Origin of the sequence: Methylomonas albis (genome assembly GCF_014850955.1) — a bacterium.
Taxonomy (GTDB): Bacteria; Pseudomonadota; Gammaproteobacteria; order Methylococcales; family Methylomonadaceae; genus Methylomonas; species Methylomonas albis.
The window spans coordinates 4,292,948-4,312,642 of record NZ_JACXSS010000001.1 but is presented as its reverse complement, the minus strand read 5'-3'; the positions used below and the strand labels follow the sequence as shown (position 1 = coordinate 4,312,642).

The following is a 19,695-nucleotide window of genomic DNA, read 5'->3' as shown; positions in this document are numbered from 1 at the left end:
CTTATTGGGTTAGAGAGGAAAATTCGTCGTCGATAAGCGCCGCAAGTTCGGCGTCGGAAAGTTGTTGAATCTCGGCTCGGCTAGAGCGTGCGGATTCCTCGGTCTGCTCAATGGCGGATGCGACCGGCTGATCCTGCCGAGCGGTGGGGAACAGCAGCTCGAGTAGGTGGGCGGCCAAGCCTTCGACATTAGGATAGTCGAAAACCACTGAAGGCGGGAGCGAGCGCTGCAACTTGGCCTCGATCCGGCCCTTCAATTCCACGGCGGTCAGCGAGTCCATGCCCATGTCGAAGAAGCCGCATTTTGGATCGGGGAGATTATTACTGTCGAAACCTAGCGCCGCGCCCACTAGCTCTTGTAGTCGACTGACCAGATAGTCGAATTGGTCCCGAGCGGTCAGCGCCCGTAGTTCGTTAAGCGTGGAGGATGGGGCTGTTGTAACGGCTGGCGATGCGTTTTGCCCCAGCAGCGCCAGCAAGGGTTGAGGTCCGCGAATCTCATACAAGCTCTTGAGGCGAGGCCAATCCGCATCGACCACGGCCACGCGGCTTTGCGAGCTTGCCAGCAAACGGCCGAACAGCGCCAGCGCCGAGTGGGCGTCAAGCGGGGTAAAGCCGCTGGCGGCGACTTGTGTGGCGGTCTCGTCAGCGATCATGCCGCCGGTTTGCCACGGTCCCCAGTTGATGCTGAGCACGGGCAGGCCCAGGCCTTGGCGATACGCGGCCAGGCCGTCCAGGAAGCCGTTTGCCGCCGTGTAAGCGGCCAGTTGCGCCGTCCCCAAAACCGCGGAAATCGAGGAGTAAAGGACAAAAAAATCCAGTTGCAGGTCCATGCTCAAGCGATGCAGAGTCCAGGCACCGCGAAGCTTGGGCGCCAGTACCTGACTTAAACCTTCGCGATCAAGCTCGTTCAGGCTGCGGGTGCTGAGGACGCCGGCGGCGTGGATGATGCCTTTGAGGCGAAAGTCGCCGGTGGCAATTTGCTTGAATAACTCGGACATGGCGGCTTCATCGCCGCTGTCCGCCTGCAGCAGGCGCACTTGCACGCCCAGCTGCCGGATAAAGTCCAGGGTGTCCCGAGCGGCTTCGCCAGGAGCCTTGCGGCCTAGCAGGATCAATTGGCCGGCGCCGTTTTCGGCTAAAAAGCGCGCGGTTTTTAAACCGAGTGCGCCCAGGCCGCCGCTAATCAGGTAAGCGCCGTCGGCTTTGCAGCGGACAACGGCGGCAGGGGGTGGCGGGTAGCCTGCCAGCCGGGCGACATAGCGTTTTCCGCCGCGCAGACTGATGGCGTCTTCGTCGCCCGGATTGAGCAGTTCGCGGATTAAGGCTGGGGTTTCGCCGGGATCAAGGTCAATCACGCCGCCTTTGAGCTGGGGATATTCGAGAAACAAACTTCTGGCCAGACCCGTCAGCAGCCAGGGAAAGGGCGAGGTGGGCGCATGGTCCGCGGCATTGCTAGCCGAAGGCGTGATCAGCCAAAGTTTGACCGCGGGTTGCAAGGCGGCGGCACGCGCCAGCAGAATGACCTGCATCAAGGCCGCCTCGCCCAAAGCGTCGGGCGGTGTCGGCGCGGACGGCCAGAGATAGACAATGGCTTGCGGCTGAATCGCCTCCAGCAAAACCCGGTAATCGTCGGCATTCTCGGCATCAAGCGACCAGACATCGCTGGCGGTCTGGGCATAGCGATTGCCCGGCGAGACACGGATACCGGTGAGTCCGGCATCCTGGAAACCCTGCGTTAACTCGGCGGCTTCGTCGCTGCTGAAAATCAGCCACGGCCGGCTTGGCGCGGCGCCGGGCGCTAAGGCTGAAGCGCTCAGGCGGGATTGTTGCTGCCAGATCGGCCGGTAGCACAGGCTGTCGAGATTGGCATTGACGGATTGATGCCCGCGAATCAATAAGCCGCTCAGTTTCGGTAACAACCGTAATTCGTCCGCCGACAGCTCGCCTTGGCTTTGCAGGTACTGGCTCAGCGCCTCGGCGTTTCCGGCTTGCAGCAAGGATAGCAGGGGGGAGTTGGGGGCGGCGGGTTGCCGTGCGATCGTGGGGCTATCGTGATACCAATGGCGTTTACGTTGGAAGGGATAAGTCGGCAGCGTGAGGCGATGCCTAGGGTAAGGCCGATCAAAACCTTTCCAGTCAATCGCGGCGCCCGCCAGATAAAGTTCGCTTAAGCTTTGGGCGAGTTGCGGCCAATCGGCTTGACCCTTGCGCAGGCTGGGCAGATATAACTCACGGTTTGCCGGCGGAGCGTCCGCACGCACCAGGCCCAACAGTACCGGATGCGGCCCGATTTCCACGAACGCCGCGATGCCGTGTTGGCGTAGCGTGTTGATACCGCCGGCAAACAGCACGGTCTCACGGATATGCCGACACCAGTAGTCGGGATCGGTGACTTCGTCAGATACAAAATGCCCGCTGATATTCGAGACCAGGCGAATGCGCGGTGGCCGCAAGGCAACGCCGGCAACGACTTGCCGGTATTCGGCCAACATCGGTTCCATCAACGCCGAATGAAAGGCATGAGAAACTGTCAGTTCGCGGCTGGAAATGCCGGCTTCGGTTAACTGCTTTAGCAGCGTTTCGATGGCTTGGCGTTGGCCGGAAACGACGGTTTCGCCCAGACTATTGATAGCCGCTATCGCAATCCGTGGCGGGTTATTCTCTAACGCGGCGATGGCCTGTTTCACGCGATGGGCGTCGGCAAACACCGCCGCCATTGCGCCGTTGCCGGGTAGGGCCTGCATCAGACGTGCACGCGCGGCGATTAGCTTCAGGCCGTCTTCCAGACTGAAAACTCCGGCAATACAGGCGGCGACGTATTCGCCGACGCTGTGTCCGGTGACCGCGTCGGCTTGCAAACCCCAGGATAGCCACATTTGCGCCAGCGCATATTCGAGGGCAAACAGGGCCGGCTGGGTGTAGGCGGTTTGGTGAAGATCAGTTGAATTCGTATCGAATAATAATCCGGTGAGGGATAGGCCGAGCAAGGGATCAAGGTATTGAGCGCAGTCATCCATGGCCCGTCGAAAAACCGGTTGGGTTTGGTACAAATCCGCGCCCATGCCGGGATATTGAGCGCCTTGCCCGCTAAACAACCAAGCTATGCGCGGTGGTTCGACGGGATATGCGCCGGGCTGTCCTTGATCTGCACCGTTGCAACCCTGTGCGAGTTTGCCGCGCATTTCGGCCGGATCGGCGGCGGCGATCAGCAGTCGATATTCAAATACCGAGCGGCTGGTATTGGCGGAATAACAAACGTCGGCCAGTGCCGTTGGCGCCACGCAGCCTAGATAATCGGCATAGCGGGCGGCTTGCGCAGTTAGCCCGTCGCGAGTGCGGGCGCTGAGGCAAAGCAGATGCAGCGGGCGTTCCGCCGCGGCTTCGTTAGCAGGCGCCACTTCAAGCGGTGCTCCCTCGAGCACCACATGCACATTGCTGCCGCTGAAACCGAACGAGCTGACTCCCGCTAGTCGTGGTTTTTCCGTCGCGGGCCAGGCGATGGCTTGCGTGGCTACCCTGATTGGTATTTCCGCCCAGGGAATGAATGGCGTGGGTTGGTCGCAATGCAGGTGGCGGGGGATTTGTTGATGGCTTAGCGCCAACACCACTTTCATCAGTGCACTGATGCCGGCGGCGCCTTCCAGATGACCCAGATTGGTTTTGACCGATCCCACGATCAGCGGCTGCCTCGAACTGCGGGTCGGGCCGAAAACGGCGTTGAGCGCGCCGATTTCGATGGGATCGCCCAGCTTGGTGCCGGTGCCGTGAGCTTCGACATAGTCGATTTGTTCCGCCGCTACACCGGCATTGCGCAGGGCATCGCGTATCACCGTTTGCTGGGCTGGTCCATTGGGCACCGTCAAGCCGCTGGTCGCGCCATCCTGGTTGCTTGCCGATCCCCGGATCAGCGCCAGCACCCGGTCTGATCCGGGTACTACATCGGAAAGCCGTTTGAGCACGATTAGACCGCAGCCTTCGCCACGGCCAAAACCGTTGGCCGTGGCATCAAAGCTCTTGCAACGGCCATCGGGCGACAGCATGTGATTGCGGGAAAAGTTGATGCTGGTTTCAGGGCATAGAATCAAGTTCACGCCGCCGCTCACGGCCAAATCGCATTCGCGATTACGCAGGCTTTGGCAGGCCAAGTGAACCGCCACCAGGGACGATGAGCAGGCGGTGTCCACCGCCAGGCAGGGGCCTTGAAATCCCATGCTATAGGCCAAGCGCCCGGCGGCAACGCTATGCGCCATGCCGGTTGTCATGTAGGCGTCAATCTCGATGGCTTCCCGCGACATCAGCAGAACGCTGTAATCCTGATTGCAAATGCCGATGAATACCCCGGTGCGGCTGCCAGCCAAGTCGGCGGGAACCAGTCCGGCATGCTCCAAAGCTTCCCAGCACACTTCCAGCAGCAGATGCTGCTGAGGGTCCATGCTCATGGCTTCGCGCGGGGAAATGCCGAAAAACTGCGGGTCGGAGTCTTGTATCCGGGTCAGAAAACTACCAACGCGCGTGACTATTTTGCCCGGCGCATCGTAATCGGGATCGTAATAACGGTTGCTATCCCAGCGCGACGCAGGTACCGGGCTAATCGTTTCCCGGCCGTCGCGCAGCAGTTCCCAAAACGCCTCGGGCGTTGCAATATCACCCGGCAGGCGACAGCCCATGCCGATGATGGCGATAGGTTCCGTTTGCGCCTGTTCCAGGGCTTCGAGTTTGGCGCGGGTGGTCTGTAAGGCCAGTAAAGCGCGTTTTACCGTGGACAGTTCGGTTTCCGGCGAGGCAGCGTGATTCATGACGAAAACCCCATTTCTTCCAGTTCCTTGAGCAGCGTCGCTTCCGCTTCCGCTTCCGTTAGTCGTTGCAGTGATTCGAGTTCGACGGCTACGGCGGTTTCAGGCGCTGGCGACGCGTCGATAATCTCCGGCCTCCATAGTTCGTTCGCCAAATATTCGACCAGCGCTGCCACATTGGGGAAGTCAAAAGCCAGTGTGGACGGCAGTGGACAGCCCAGGCTACTGCGCAGACGGTTTCTTAATTCTATCGAGGTCAGGGAATCCATACCCATGTCGAAAAAACCTTGTTTTCTATCGATGGCAGTCGTAGTGGGAAATCCCAATACGCTTGCCACCTGTAAGGCGACATGGCGGCTCAATAACCCCAGGCGTTCGCCGACGGCGGCGGCTTGGAGAAGTGCTCGGAATTCGCCGGCTGCTTGGCGCGGCTCGGACTGTGGCGCCGAGAATTCTTGGCGAAAATTGGCCAAATACCCCGAATGGGCCGCGCGTTGCAGATAGCTTGGCCAGTCAATGGCTGCCACCGCAATTTGCGCCGAACCGCTATGAAAAATTTGTTCCAACGCGGTTAATCCGTCGTGCGGGGCGATGAAGCCCATGCCTTGGGCTTTAAGGAAATCCCCGGCTTGTACCCGCGCGGCATAACCGATTTCAGACCACGCGCCCCAATTGATACTCAATGCTGGCAAACCATTCGCTCGCCGTTGATGAGCCAAGGCGTCGAGAAAGGCATTGGCGCTGACGTGGTTTGCTTGGCCGACGGCGCCGAGCACAGAGGTGACCGAAGAGAATAAGATAAAAAACTCCAAAGGCAGCGCCAGGGTCTGGCGATGGAGTTGCCAGGCGCCGTCCAGCTTGGGTTCCAAGACTTTGCTGAAGCGGGTCGGCGTTTGTTCGCTCAGTACCCCGTCATCCAGAACCCCGGCGGCATGAATGACACCGGATAGCGCCGGCAGCTTAGTGGCGATTTCCGCCAACAGTTTGGCGGTTTGCTCCGCTTTGGCTATATCGACCTGAAATACGCTGACTTCGGCGCCGGCTTGGCTAATGCCTCGGATTTTGGCTTCGATTGCCGGTGTAACGCCGCGGCGTCCCGCCAGAATCAGGTGGCCCGCGCCGTGTTCCGCCATCCAGGCGGCGACCAGTAAACCTAAATCGCCTAAACCGCCACTGATTAAATAGCTGGCATCTTTACGAAAAGGCAGGGCCGGGCTATCGAAAGATAACACCAGCTTGCCGGTATGCTTGGCCTGCTGCAGGGTGCGGAATGCCGATTCCACCTCGGCTGCGGCAAAGATTGTGCGTGGCAAGGGCTTGAGTTGGCCGTCGCCGAACTCGGCTATCAGCCGTTGCAGCAGGCCTTGCAGCAGCGCGGGTTGTTCCAGGTACAAAGCCATTAAATCAATGGTGTGGTAGCTGACGTCCGGCGCCAGTTCGGCGACTTGTTCGGCGCTGCGCAAATCGGTGATGCCGATTTCCAAAAACCGGCCTCCGCTACGCAGTAAGGCCAGGCTTTGACTAGTGAACTCGCCGCTCAAGCAATTGAGAACAACGTCGACGCCTTCGCCAGCGGTCAAACGCCTGATTTCGTCGCCAAAGTCGAGATTGCGGGAGCTCATGATGTGTTTGACGCCCAAACCGCGCAGCACCGGCCATTTGCTTACGCTGGCCGTGGCGAATATTTCGGCGCCGGCCCGCTGAGCCAGCTGGATAGCGGCTTGGCCGACGCCGCCGCTCGCGGCATGGATCAGTACGCGCTCGCCTGCTTGTAAATGGGCGAGATCTTCCAAGGCATAGGCGGCGGTTAAAAAGGCGATGGGCAGCGTCGCGGCTTCCTCGAAACTTAGGTTGTTCGGCAGGGCGGCAACCGTCCGGGCGGGAACATTGACGTAACGGCTGAAGCTGCCCGGCGCCATGGCCAGTACCGAATCGCCGACGGCAAGGTGGTTCACGGTCGATCCCACGCGAGTCAGCGTGCCGGCGCATTCGATACCCAATACCGGTCCGGCGGCGGCAACGCTATGCAGCGCCAACAGCAGATCCTTGAAGTTGAGTCCGGCAGCCCGCACCAGGATTTCTACCTCGTCTGGCTTGGGGGCCTGGCGTACGGACGGGCTCCAGACCAATTCGTCGAGGTTGCCTGTTGCAGGTACGCATAAACTGTAGGCTTCCGACTGCGGTAAGCCGCGTTTGGCGCTGTGCCGCACCAGTCTTGGCACCAGGCGTAGCTCGCCTCGAAAGGCGATCTGATCCTCAAGCGGCGCTTGGCTATCTGCGCTCACTTCGGCGACGATGGCCGCGATTTCATCTTCTCCGGCCATGGCGGGCAGATCGATACGAATGCAGCGCAACTCCGGGTATTCCAAGGCGATACTTTTACCCAGCCCCCAAACCGGCGCCGCGGCCAAACTATTCACCGCTTCACCCGACACCGAGACGGCACCCCGTGTGATTAAAACTAAGCGCGGCGGAGCCATGAGCTGATTTTTGCCTAAGGCTTGGGCCAGATGCAGCGCCGTTTCCCAGCCCAGGCGAGCGCTTGCGGTCAGCGAAGACTGGTCATCATTGGGTGTATGGGTATCGAGGCTCCAAAAATGTGCGCAGTAAGCCGGGCCTTGGTCGCCTAGATCGCTGAATAAGCGTTGATAATGCGCGGCTTGGTAAGGATCGATGCTGAAACTGTCGGCTTGCAGGCGCCGGTATTGGCTACCCGGATAAACCACCGTGCAGATTGAGCCGGTGGCGCGCAGGTATTGAGCTAAGCGTAAGCCCGTTCCACCGGCATCGGCGAAAATTAGCCAGGGTTTGGCCAGGCTTTGATCAAGCGCTTGCGCAGCGGTTTGAGCGATGATGATGGACTGGTGAATCGGCGGGCAATCGATGCAGTCGGTTTCTTGAAAGCCCGATGCCTGCAAGGCGTCGCACCAAGCGGACCCTGATAGCAAGGGATGGGAGGGGCGCAGATGCTTGTCGTTAAATCGCCACCAGCCGCCAGTCATGCCGAAGATGAGGTCTATCCAGTTTTGCGGCGCGCTACCTTCCAGCATTAATAACAGGCCGCCGGGCGCCAACAAGCTGCGGGTGTGTTTCAGGGTTTGCGCCAAATCTTCGGTGGCGTGTAAAACGTTGGAGGCCACCACGATGTGGTAATCCTGGAGTTTGAAACCTTGTGCCTGCGGATCTTTTTCGATGTCCAGGGTTTTGTATTCGATGAATGGATAGGCGGCAAACGTCGTTTGTGCTTGCAGCGTGAAAGCAGGCGAAATGTCGGTAAAGACATACTCGCTGCGCTCTGCCGGCAAATGCGGCAACAAAAATGAACTGGCACCGCCGGTACCCGCGCCGATTTCCAGAATGCGTATGCCGCTGCGTTGCGGCAGCGGCTTAAGCGCGGCCAGCAAAGCTTGCCGAAACACCGCGCCCACGGCTTGCGCTCCGGGCGGATCGCGATACAGCGCGGCCAGCGCCGAGCCGTTGCCGCCGGGAAATAATAATTCTTGCAGCGGATCGCAGCGGCCTTGCAGGACTCGCGCCAGCGCGGAGCCGCAAGGTTCCAGCAGATCGAGTTCCAGGCTTACTTGCGGATAATGGCCGCGCAATTCTTCTGCGGTTTGTTGCGGATTGGGAGTGGCTAGTGTGTGCAGCACCGCCCAGTCGTCGGTGTTACGCAGCAGAATGCCAGCTTCCGCCAGCATTTCCAGCATGCGTTCGAACAGCTGCCGGTGGGCGGGCACAATACCGAGTCGAATGGCTGCTTCCAAGCTTGAAAAACAATCTTGGCGTTGAAAGCTTAGGCCCATGTCCTGGAATGCACGCAACACATAGGCTACACACAGCTTGTCCAATTCATCCAAAGCCATGCCGCATTGCTCCAGCCGCGAAAGCCGGATCCCTGCCGTCATCGCAGCGTTTAATGCGGCGCTCATCGTCGTCGGCGACGCCGGTAAAGCCGAGTGAGCATTCGGTGAACACAAGCCCCGAGGCTGCCAGTCAACCCGGTAAAGCCAGCTTTCCAGGTCGTCGGCTTGGCCGGATGCCGCGGTCGACAAACTGTTTGCATTAGCCTGCTTGGCCTTGAATCCTTCGATGACGGCGATGATTCCACCCTCGTCGTCGAACAGCAACAGGTCGGCAGTGAGAAATCGCCGTTCGTCGGCGTTATGGACTTTCGCCCGGCACCATAATCGCGTGCCAGGTGCACGGTACAGTTGTAAACGATCAAGCCCCACCGGTAGCCAGGTTTCGTTGGCGCGGCTGTCGACCAAGGTGGCAATTAATATCTGGAAGCAGGCATCTAAAAGCACCGGATGTATGTGGTAGCCGGCCGCCTCGGCAAGCAGCCGCTCGGGCAACTTAATCCAGCCCAGCGCTTGGCCATCGCCTCGTCGCAGGCTTTGCAATGCCTGAAAATTGGGGCCGTAGGCTATGCCGTGTTGCTCGCAGTGTCGGTAAAAATCCGCGATATCAATGTCGTCCGAGAATTCGGCCAGAACGGCTTTGATATTGACGGGTGGCGGCACAGAATCTGCCGCGATGGCGGTAATACCGCCGGTCGCATGGCAGGTCCATGGCTGCGCTGGTTTATCGCTTAGGCTGTAAATTTCAAAATGAGCCGCTTGTTCCTTGGTTTGCGTCAGAATCAATTGCATGGTTTTGTCGCGATTGTCGGCAAAAATCAACGCTTGTTGAATGCTGACATCTTCCAGGCCAGGCAGGACAGTATTGCCATTCCGGCTGGCGGCGGCCAAGGCCATTTCGATAAAAGCGGCGGCGGGCAGCAGCGCTTGCTGAAACACCCGGTGGTCTTGAAGATAATTGTTGTCGTTAAGGGTTTGTTGATAACGTATTTCACCTTCTGCCAGCGCTGGCAAATTCAGACGCTGGCCGAGCAGCGGGTGCTTGCTAGCGCTGCCGGCCATATTGCCGGTTTGGTTGGTGGATGAACTCCGCTCCACCCAAAATCGTTGGCGTTGAAAAGGATAAGTCGGCAACTGCAGAGACTGGTGGCGGTGTTTGGGATACAGGCTAGGCCAGTCGATGGACTCGCCGTGCACAAACAACTGGCCCAGGGCGCGGTTGACTTGTTGGTCGTCGGCGGTGTGTTGCCGCAAGGCGGGGATCAAGACCGCGTCCGGGCAGAGCGAAGCGGCCATGCCCAGCAACACCGGATGGGGGCCGATTTCCAGCAGTAGTGAGATGCGCCGCTGTTTTAACGCGGCGACGCTGTCGGCAAAGCGTACCGGTTTGCGGATGTGTTCGAGCCAATAGGCTGGCGTGGCGATGGCTCCGGTGATCAGTTGGCCGCTGACATTGGAAATTAAGGGTATCCGCGGCGCGTGGAAATGGACTTCGGCGGCGACCTTGGCGAATGCCGCCAGCATCGGTTCCATCAACGGCGAGTGGAAGGCGTGGGAGACCTGCAGCCGGCGATGGCTGACGTGTTGGGCTTGCAGCGTCTCCAGCACTTGCTGCAGCGCGGCTTCCTCGCCCGAGATGACTACGTTGTCGGGGCCGTTGATCGCGGCGATGGCCAAGCGGTCGGCCAACGTGGCGGCCTGTTCGCTCAGGACTTGCGTAACTCGCGTTTCATCGGCAAACACCGCCGCCATCGCGCCGCCAGCCGGCAAGGCCTGCATCAGCCGAGCCCGGGCGCAGAGCAATTTAAGCGCATCCGCCAGGCTGAACACCCCGGCCACGCAGGCGGCCACATACTCGCCGACGCTGTGCCCCAATACCGCGGCAGGCCGTACGCCCAGCGCTTGCCAGAATTCGGCCAGCGCCATTTCCAGACAGAACAGCGCCGGTTGGGTGTAAACGGTCTGGTCGAGTGCCGCCGCCGTCGACGCAAACAGCAACTCGACCAGCGGCACGGGACAATACGGCAGCAGCTGCTCGGCACAACCGTCGAGGGCCTGACGGAACAGCGGCTGGGTTTGATACAGCCGCTGGCCCATGCCCGGATATTGCGCGCCCTGGCCGGTAAACAGAAAGGCTGTGGCCGGCGCGGTCGTGGCCGGAAGCGGATGAGTGAACAAGCCCTCGACCGGATTAGCGTCGGCAAACGCCGCCAAGGCCTCGGCAAACGCGGCAATCGACGCCGCGCTCAACGCCAGACGATAGGGGAAATGGTTGCGACCGGTGGCGGCGCTGGCGCACAGATCGAGCGGCGCGAGGTTCGGGCTTGCGTACAGAAAATCCCGGTAACGCAGGGCCAGCGCCCGCAGCGCCGGCTCCGAGCGGGCGCTCAACACCAGCAACGGCTGCGGCGGACTGGCGGAAGCGGAAGCGGCTGTTGCTGTTGCGGCGACAGCGGGTATCAAATCGACTGGCCCCGCAGTTTCGATAGGCTGATTGGACGGCTTTGCCTGATCCCATTGCAGGGATTGAGCGGACAGCGCCAGCGGCGCCTCTTCAATGATGACATGGGCATTGGTGCCGCTGAAGCCGAAGCTGCTGATCCCGGCGATCCGTGGCCGTTCGCCTCGCTGCCAAGGCTGTGACGCCTGCAGCACCCGCAAGGGTTTATCGGCCCAGGGGAAACGCGGCGTCGGCTGCCGGCAATGCAAATGCCGCGGCAGCGATTCATGCTGCAGCGCCAGCACCAGCTTGATGATCCCGGCCACCCCGGCGGCGGCTTCCAAATGCCCGACATTGGTCTTGACCGAGCCCAGATACAAAGGATTGTCCACCGAACGCGACGGACTAAACACCTGATCCAAGGCCCCCAACTCAATCGGGTCGCCCAGCGCCGTGCCGGTGCCGTGGGCCTCGACATAACTCACCGCCGCCGGGCTTAGGCCGGCATGGCGCAACGCCTGGCGAATCACCTGTTCCTGCGCGGGGCCGCTGGGCACCGTCAGACCGCCGCTGGGGCCATCCTGATTCAGCGCCGAACCGCGCACCACCGCCAGCACCCGGTCGCCGTCCGCCAGCGCATCGCTCAAGCGCTTCAGCACCAGCACCCCGCAGCCTTCGCCACGCACATAGCCGTCCGCGCCACTATCGAAGCTCTTACAGCGGCCGTCGGGCGCCATCATTCGCGCCTTGGAAAAATTAATGCTCAGCCCCGGTTCCAGGATTAGATTCACCCCGCCGCTCAAGGCCAGCTCGCATTCCCGGCGGCGCAAACTCTCGCAGGCCAGATGCAAACTCACCAACGACGAAGAGCAGGCGGTATCGACACTGAAACTGGGGCCGGTCAAACCCAAACAATATGACAAACGCCCCGCCGCGACGCCCTGCGAAGCGCCGGTGCCGACATAGGCATCGATCTGCTGCAGATGCGCCGGCGCGAACAAACGCTGGGCATAATCCTGACCGATGATGCCGATAAACACCCCTGCGGCGCTGCCATAGACGCGCTCGGGCGGAATATTGGCGAACTCCAACGCCTCCCAGGCCACTTCCAGCAACAAGCGTTGCTGCGGATCCATCGACTGCGCCTCGCGCGGGGAAATCGCGAAAAAACGCGCATCGAAGTCTTCGACCTGCTCGATAAAACCGCCATAACGGGTATTCATCTTGCCGGGGGCATCAGGATCGGCATCGTAATAGGCCTCGATATCCCAACGCTGCGCCGGGACCTCGGTGATCGCATCGCGGCCCTCGTCCAGCAACCGCCAAAAATCCTCGGGATTATTCACCCCGCCGGGCAAGCGGCAGGCCATGCCGACGATGGCAATGGCCTCGGTTTTTTCGGCGACGGAAGCCTTGAGCTTGGCTTGCAGCTCATCGATCTTCAGCAGTGCGCTTTTAATCAAGTCCCGCTGCGCGGGGCCGGGGTCGCTGGTTGGGGTCATAGTCTTAGCTTATTCCGCGATGAGTCCGAGTTTTTCCGCCAGTAAATCTTCCAGTTGTTGTTGCGACAACAGATCCAACGCCGCCGTCTGCTCGTCAATGGCCGAACTTGTCGTTGCCTGTGCCGCTACCTCGATCACTTCGAATGATACGGGTAGCATGGTTGCCAAGTGATTGGTCAGCGCTTCGAGCGTTGGGTAATCGAATAACAGGGTTGTGTTCAACGGACAGGCCAGTAGCGCTGACAGCCGATTCTTTAATTCCACGGCGGTTAACGAATCCAATCCAGAATCGAACAAGCGCTGGCGCGGAGCGATAAATCGATTGCTTTCCGCACCGAGTACCCGGTTGATTTCAGCGCTCACCAAGGCGCTGAGCAGGCTTCGCCGATCCGCCACGGCAGTGCTTTCGAGTTGCGCGGGCCATGCGGCTGGCGATGTGGGTGCTGATTCAGTCGTCAAAGTCCTAGCGGACGGCTGGCGTAAAGACTCAAATAGCGGCATGTCGCTGGCGCCGGGGAAGTGGCTGAGGAAGCTTGGCCAATGAATATCCATGATGCCGATTTGAGCCGGCGGATTCGGCCACAGCCGGTCAAGGGCGCGAAAAGCGTCTTCTGCCGACATGGGCAGGATACCGAGCGACGATAGTCGTAAGCGCTGTTTGTCATCAAGACGCGCCGCCATTCCGGCTTCGGCCCATGGCCCCCAATTGATGCTGATCCCGCTTAGACCCTCCGCTCGGCGTTGCTGCATCAAGCCGTCAACGAAGCAGTTGGCGGCGACATAAGCGCCTTGGGCTGGAGAGCCGGTTAATGACACCATGGAAGAAAAGCCGATAAAAAACTCCAAAGGCAGATGGAGGCTGTATTCATGCAGATATTGGAGTCCGACTGTTTTAGCCGCCAGCACCCGCCTGCATCTCGGCCAATCCAATTGGGCCAGGACGCCATCATCCAGCATGCCGGCGGCGTGGACGATACCGGTCAAAGGCGATTGTGCCGAGGCGGTGGCAATAAGATCCTGGACTTGCCCGGCGTCAGTAATGTCAGTTTGGTTGACGTGGACGATAGCCCCCAGTTGTTCCAGCTCTGCAATAACCGACGCCGCTTCGGGACTGGCTGACTTGCGTCCGCACAACGTGAGCCGCCGCGCGCCGCGCGCTGCCAATCGCTTTGCCAACAACAGTCCTAAACCGCCCAATCCGCCGCAGATCAGATAATGCCCGTGCTGACGTACCGGCAGGGTTTTGGAGGTTTCCGCCGGACGATAAGGGACCAATCTGGCGCATAGACGCATGGCATTGCGCCGGACAATTTGATTTTCCAATGACGGGTTAAGCAGCTCATCGACTAGGAAGACGGCATTGCTTTCGGTGCTGTCGGCGCTATCCAGATCTATGCATTGACAACGCCACTCGGGATGTTCCAGTGCAATGGTTTTGCCCAGCCCCATAAAGGCGTTTGCTCGATGCGCGGCGTTGCGGTGGAAAAATCAGGCGAATCGACCATCTGGCTGGCTTGAGTTACCAGGACTAGGCCAGACACCAGCGCGGGCTCTATACGACTCAGGGCTTGAATAAGCTGCAACGCGGGGGCGCAGCTTTGCGCCAGCGTAACTGCCAACTCGCCCTGTGCGGGGCTGTGCAAGCTCCAAAGATAGACGATGCGCGCACTGGCGTGGTTCTTAAAAACCGCCGCCAAAAGCAATGACATATCCTCGGCTCGCAGCGGGTCTATCCGGTAATTCAGCCTATCCGATTCTTCGAAGCGGACGCCGGGATGAACCGATGCTACCGTATGTCCTTGCGCTTTCAGTCGTGCGGCGACTACCGATCCGAGCCCTGCCTCATCCATAAAAATCAGCCAGTTTCGGCTTGTTAAGGATGATGCGGGTTGACGATCACGCTTAATCCAATCCAGCCGGTAAAACCACTGGTCAGGGTCTTTGGCCAGGGTGCGCAATAAGGTCTCCGGTGTCGCGGCGCGGCCTTCCAGCCCCAGGCATTCGGCAATCAATTCGCCCTGTTCATTCTGCAGTTGAATATCGCCGATTAATTTATCGGGGAATTCCGCCACCTGCCGACGGCGAATATGTACCCAAAACTGTTGGCCCTGGGCTGGACGGAGGACGTTGAAACGCTCAATGGCGAACGGTACTAAAGTCGCGTCGTCTTCCAGGGCGACTAGCGTGCCTAACAGTCCGTAACAGGAGTCGATCAGGCCCGGATGCAACAGGTAGCCGTCAACGGCAAGGCTGTGCCGGCCAATAGTGGGCAGCCGCAGACGGCCAATGGCTTCCGCTGGGCCGATCCGAACCGATTCCAGCCATTGATTGCTGGCGCCCAGCTCGATGTGCCGGCGGCTATAGGCTTCATAGACGGTTTGCCCCGCTAGTTCATCGTCGAAACGCTGCCACAATTCCGCCGGGGATGATGCCGGTCGGGTTGCTGGAGCGGGCGAGGTCACATTCAAGTTGCCGCTGGCATGTAGCGTTCCTTCAGCCGTTTCGCTATCGCCTGTCAAGCTGATTAGTCGGAACGAGGCCGTGTTATTGCCCTGCGGTTTAATGGCTAAATGCACGGATATTTCGCCGCCATCGGCGATGGCCAGGGCTTGGTGAAACATCAATTCCGAAACTTGAATAGCGCCTTCGCCGAAAGCCTGCCTGGCCGCACCTAATATCATCGAGGTCAGGCAGGCGCCGGACACCACGGTCTTGCCGAAAATCCGGTGGTCTTTGAGTAGCGGCATTTGAGCTTCACCAAACCGCGTCTCGAACAGGATGGCTTCCAGCAGCGGCGAACGGATCATTCGCTCCAGCAGCGGATGGGCCAACTGCGAGGGAGCGGGCTGGTGGGTTATTCTGGCCTGTGCCGGCGTTTCAACCCGGTATCGCTGGCGTTGGAAGGGATAAGTCGGCAGTTCGGTCCACCGACAGGCTTGATCGGCATACACTGCCGCCCAGTTGATCTCCGCACCTTGTACATAGAGCTCCGCCAAACTGCGGGATAGTTGTTGTTGCTCCGGGATGTTCCGCCGCATGCTGGCCAGCCATGTCGCGCCCTCGGCGATGCAATGGCGTCCCAAGCCAAGCAGCGTCGCTTGAGGGCCGATTTCCAAGAATAGTTTTATTCCGGCTTGATCGAGCGTGGCCATGCCCGCCGCAAAATTCACGGGCCGACGGATGTGTTCTAGCCAGTAATCGGCACAGGCAATGTCTTCGGTTATGCTGCTGCCGGTGATGTTGGAGATCAGTTTGATGCGTGGCGCCGAGTACGTCACGCGCCGCGCGACGCGCTCGAATTCGGCCAGCATGTCGTCCATGCGCTGGGAATGAAAAGCATGGGAAACCGTCAGCGGCGTGGTTTGGATACCTTGTTTTTCCATCAAGGCGCAAATGGCGCGGACCGCGTCTTGATCGCCGGAGATGACCAATTGTTCGGGTTCATTATATGCCGCAATACTAATCCGCCCTTGGTAGGGTGCTATTGCGCTATCGACACGGCTCGCCGGGGCGGCAATCGCCGCCATGCCGCCGCCTGCCGGCAAGGCTTGCATCAAGCGGCCGCGTTCGGCGATCAAGCTTAAACCGTCTTCCAAACTGAATACCCCGGCTACACAGGCCGCGACATATTCGCCGACGCTGTGCCCCATGAGCACCGACGGCGTGATTCCCCATGAGCGCCACAGTTCGTACAAGGCGTATTCCAATGCGAATATTGCGGGTTGGGCGTAAGCCGTCCGGTTTAAAACTTCGGCTTCGCTGTTAAACAGTAAATCGGGTAAGGAGCGGTTTAACAGGGGTTGCAGCACCGCATCGCAACGATCGATGGCTTGTTTGAAAATCGTGTGGGTTTGATAGAGTGCCTGGCCCATGCCAGGGTATTGCGAGCCTTGGCCGGTAAACAAAAAGGCGATCTCGGGGGCGCCGTTTTCGCTGTGTCCGATGACCGGATCCCGGTTGGCTTGGCCCAGTTGGATAAAGTCGGCCAGTTTGTCACGCATCTCGGCCAGACTGCGACCGGTAACGGACAGCCGCCATGGCCAGTGCTGACGGCCGACTGCTGCCGAGTAGCATAGGTCGGCCGGCGTGGTTGATGCGGTTTTCGCCGCATCTTGGGACAAGCGGGGCAGATAGTCGGCAATCAGCGCCAGTAATGCGGGACGGTTCCGCGCCGATAGGTTCAGCAGGTAGAGATTCTGCCGCACATCTTGGGGACGAGTTTCCGGCAGGGGCGCTTCCGCGACGATGACATGGGCGTTGGTGCCGCTGAAGCCGAAAGCGCTGAGGCCGGCAATGCGAGGCCGGCTTGAGCGTGGCCAGGGCGATTGATCGGCAAGGACCCGCAGCGCCAGACTGTTCCAGTCTATATGCGGATTGGGGCGTTGGAAATGGATATTCCGCGGCAGTTGTTCATGGGCCAGGGACAGCAGGATTTTTATCAGCCCCGCCATGCCCGCCGCCGGTTCCAGGTGGCCGATATTGGTTTTTACCGCGCCTACCCTTAAAGGGGATTGCCGATTGACTCCCAGCACCGCGCCCAGGCCTTCGACTTCGATAGGGTCGCCGAGCACGGTGCCGGTACCGTGCGCTTCCACGTAATCCACCGCTTGCGGCTGGAGCCCGGCATCTGCCAGGGCTTCACGAATAACGGCCTGTTGAGCAAGACCATTGGGGGCGGCCAAGCCATTGGTTTTGCCGTCTTGATTAATCGCCGAACCTTGGATAAGCCCAAGAATGCGGTTGTTGTCGCGGATCGCGTCTTTATGGCGTTTGAGCACGACCATGCCGCAGCCTTCGCCGCGCGCATAACCGTTGGCGGATGCATCGAAGGTTTTACATTTGCCATCGGGCGAGATGGCCTGAAGTTTAGAAAAACCAATATGCAATTCGGGGGATAGCATCAGATTGACGCCACCGGCCAGCGCCAAGTCGGATTCTCCGTTCCGAAGGCTTGCACAGGCCAGGTGAAGTGCGACCAGCGACGAAGAACAGGCGGTATCCAAAGCCATGCAAGGGCCTTGCAGCCCCAGGATGTAGGAAAGTCGGCCCACGGCGGTGCTGAAGGTGGAGCCGGTAATGGCATAGGCGTCGATGCTTTCTGGCTGCCCGGAATGGCGGTGGCTGCGGGCGTAATCGTCGCTGGACATGCCGACGTAGACCCCGGTTCTGCTGTTTTTTAGGCGGCTTGGAATCAGGCAGGCATGTTCCAGGGCCTCCCAGGCTATTTCCAGCAGCAGTCTATGTTGCGGATCCATGGCGCGGGCTTCTTTGGGCGATATACCAAAAAAGTCCGCATCGAAACCATCAACCGCGATATTCAAGAAGCCGCCTTGAGCGGTGTACATTTTGCCCGGTGCCTGTGGGTCGGCGTCGTAATAATCCTTGGCCAGCCAGCGATCGGCTGGGACTTCGGTGGTGGCATCGGAGCCGTTTTCCAATAGTTGCCAAAACTGTTCAGGGTTATTGGCGCCGCCGGGAAAGCGGCAGGCCATGCCGATAACGGCAATGGGCTCCTTGTGTTTGAGCGAGGCGTTTTCTTCCAGCAGTTGCCGAATGCTGATCGTGGCTTTTTGTAAAGCTTGTCTATAGGCTTCTTCTCGGTCTTGCTGTGCGAATTGAGCCATTTTTTCCTGATCAGACATAAAGCTTGCCTCGATTTACATCATGGTCAAACAAACGCTCTAAAGCGTGTAACGGAAATTCCTCGCATTGCCAATCCGTCAGCTCCGGTCCCAAGGCCAGGGCCGCCGGAATTTTTATTTGCGGGAGGGGATAGACCCGATAACGGCTATAGGCTTGCAATTTGGCGGGCCAACGTAAAACCGTGCCGTCTTCGCCAATCTCCAGGTCCGGTAAATCGATTTGCAAGCCTTCACCGCTGGCTTTTAAGAGTGCTTCTTTGCAAGTCCAGGTTCGGTAAAACTCGAGCAGTTGTTGTGGTTTGGACCGGGTCAGGCAAGCGTTGCGTTGTTGGTTCGAAAAACATAAGGCGATCAGGCCGGCAAGGTCGGGTATCGGTCGGTCGATTTCAACATCCACGCCGATTTCTATATCGCGGGATACCGCAATCAACCCAATATGCTGACTGTGGGCCATATTAAATTTCCAGACAGCATCGGCGCCAGTCAAAGCGGGTTTGCCGTAAGGGCCATAGGTAAACACCAGGCGTTCCGGCGCTTTTGCACAACAAGCGCCTAAAATCAGTCGTAACGCTCCGCGTCCGCCAATGAAGCGCTGTTGCAGTTGGGGGTGGCAAAGGCATGGGCGCGTTCGCGTTCGTCAGGGGACAAAATAGCTTCCAGCTGGTCGGTAAATCCGCTCAGCGCATCCAAATTAAGCTGCCAAACGCGGACGCTGCCTGTTTCCGGGGACGGCAAAAAATCCGCGGCTTCGGTCGTCGATGGTAAGCCCGAATGTTTCGGAAAAAGCTGTGATTGCGCTTGCAAGGTCGCTATCCGGCAATAATTTCAAGATGCCCCTGTCCGCCGAAAGTTGCCAGATCGACATCGGCTATGCAGCGGACTTTGGTGTAATTGAGGGTTAAACCGCCAACCAAGCGAATTTTACCGGTCTGAGTTTCAAAATTGGCCTGGCTAAGGTCGCTATCGTCCCGATCCAGTTTGATACCAAGCTCGGTTCCGCCCTGAGTTTGCGGGAAGACGATATGCACGAATCCCCGATCCAGGCATCCCTGCAGGGCGGCGATGGATTTTTCAGGGCGCAGGCCTAGCTCAACAGGCTGGGGACCGTCAGCCAGTCGCGCCACCAAGTCGTCCTCGCCGCTGTCTTCGGTTGGTATGGCTTCGCTTGGCGGTGGTGGATTGCGAGCGGCCTCTTCCATCTGTTTGCGCAGGCTGAGGGGGCGCATATCCACCCATACTTTCTCGATATGTTCCAAGCATTCGGCTTTCAGGCCGCTAAAGCCGACATCATTCCAACCTAGGGGAAGTTCGCGCTCGGCAGGCCAGATGGAGTACTGCTCCTCATGATTCACTACCACTTTGTAAAGGGTTTGGTCTTCCTGTTCATCGTGTTGCATGGGTGTCTCTTAGAATGATATAGAGGTTAGGGAATGGATGACCGTCTTAGCCGTTATGT

The 19,695-nt window shown here is 59.2% G+C and carries 7 protein-coding genes; all 7 read right to left on the bottom strand.

The genetic code is table 11. The features are described 5' to 3' along the window. Position 1: 1 nt before the first annotated feature. From EBA_RS19565 to EBA_RS25035, 7 genes are read right to left on the bottom strand one after another with little or no spacing between them, the layout of a single operon-like run. Entirely contained in the window at positions 2–4,798 is a 4,797-nt protein-coding gene (locus EBA_RS19565) for a type I polyketide synthase (RefSeq protein ID WP_192376269.1), read from the bottom strand. Then, positions 4,795–12,597: a type I polyketide synthase gene (locus EBA_RS19560; protein ID WP_192376268.1), complete on the bottom strand. Its 7,803-nt coding sequence runs from the start codon at positions 12,595–12,597 to the stop codon at positions 4,795–4,797. Before EBA_RS19560 ends, EBA_RS19565 begins: the two co-directional genes overlap by 4 nt. A 9-nt stretch (positions 12,598–12,606) precedes the next feature. Further along, positions 12,607–14,046 carry a beta-ketoacyl reductase gene (locus EBA_RS19555; protein WP_192376267.1) on the bottom strand — a complete coding sequence of 480 codons (1,440 nt, stop codon included), beginning with the start codon at positions 14,044–14,046 and terminating at the stop codon, positions 12,607–12,609. Continuing rightward, complete coding sequence (locus EBA_RS19550; protein WP_192376266.1) at positions 13,989–18,239, bottom strand: type I polyketide synthase; 4,251 nt, start codon at positions 18,237–18,239, stop codon at positions 13,989–13,991. The genes EBA_RS19555 and EBA_RS19550 overlap by 58 nt, the downstream gene beginning before the upstream one ends. Continuing rightward, entirely contained in the window at positions 18,232–18,759 is a 528-nt protein-coding gene (locus tag EBA_RS19545) for a 4'-phosphopantetheinyl transferase family protein (RefSeq protein ID WP_192376265.1), read from the bottom strand. Before EBA_RS19545 ends, EBA_RS19550 begins: the two co-directional genes overlap by 8 nt. 38 nt (positions 18,760–18,797) lie before the next feature. Further along, positions 18,798–19,043: a 4'-phosphopantetheinyl transferase family protein gene (locus EBA_RS19540; RefSeq protein ID WP_192376264.1), complete on the bottom strand. Its 246-nt coding sequence runs from the start codon at positions 19,041–19,043 to the stop codon at positions 18,798–18,800. Positions 19,044–19,048: 5 nt separating this feature from the next. Further along, positions 19,049–19,636: an MbtH family protein gene (locus EBA_RS25035; RefSeq protein ID WP_192376263.1), complete on the bottom strand. Its 588-nt coding sequence runs from the start codon at positions 19,634–19,636 to the stop codon at positions 19,049–19,051. Positions 19,637–19,695 lie beyond the last annotated feature (59 nt).

Coding starts and splice junctions, on each gene's coding strand:
- EBA_RS19565 (WP_192376269.1), bottom strand. CDS start 4,798: ATGAATCACGCTGCCTCGCCGGAAACCGAACTGTCCACGGTAAAACGC.
- EBA_RS19560 (WP_192376268.1), bottom strand. CDS start 12,597: ATGACCCCAACCAGCGACCCCGGCCCCGCGCAGCGGGACTTGATTAAA.
- EBA_RS19555 (WP_192376267.1), bottom strand. CDS start 14,046: ATGGGGCTGGGCAAAACCATTGCACTGGAACATCCCGAGTGGCGTTGT.
- EBA_RS19550 (WP_192376266.1), bottom strand. CDS start 18,239: ATGTCTGATCAGGAAAAAATGGCTCAATTCGCACAGCAAGACCGAGAA.
- EBA_RS25035 (WP_192376263.1), bottom strand. CDS start 19,636: ATGCAACACGATGAACAGGAAGACCAAACCCTTTACAAAGTGGTAGTG.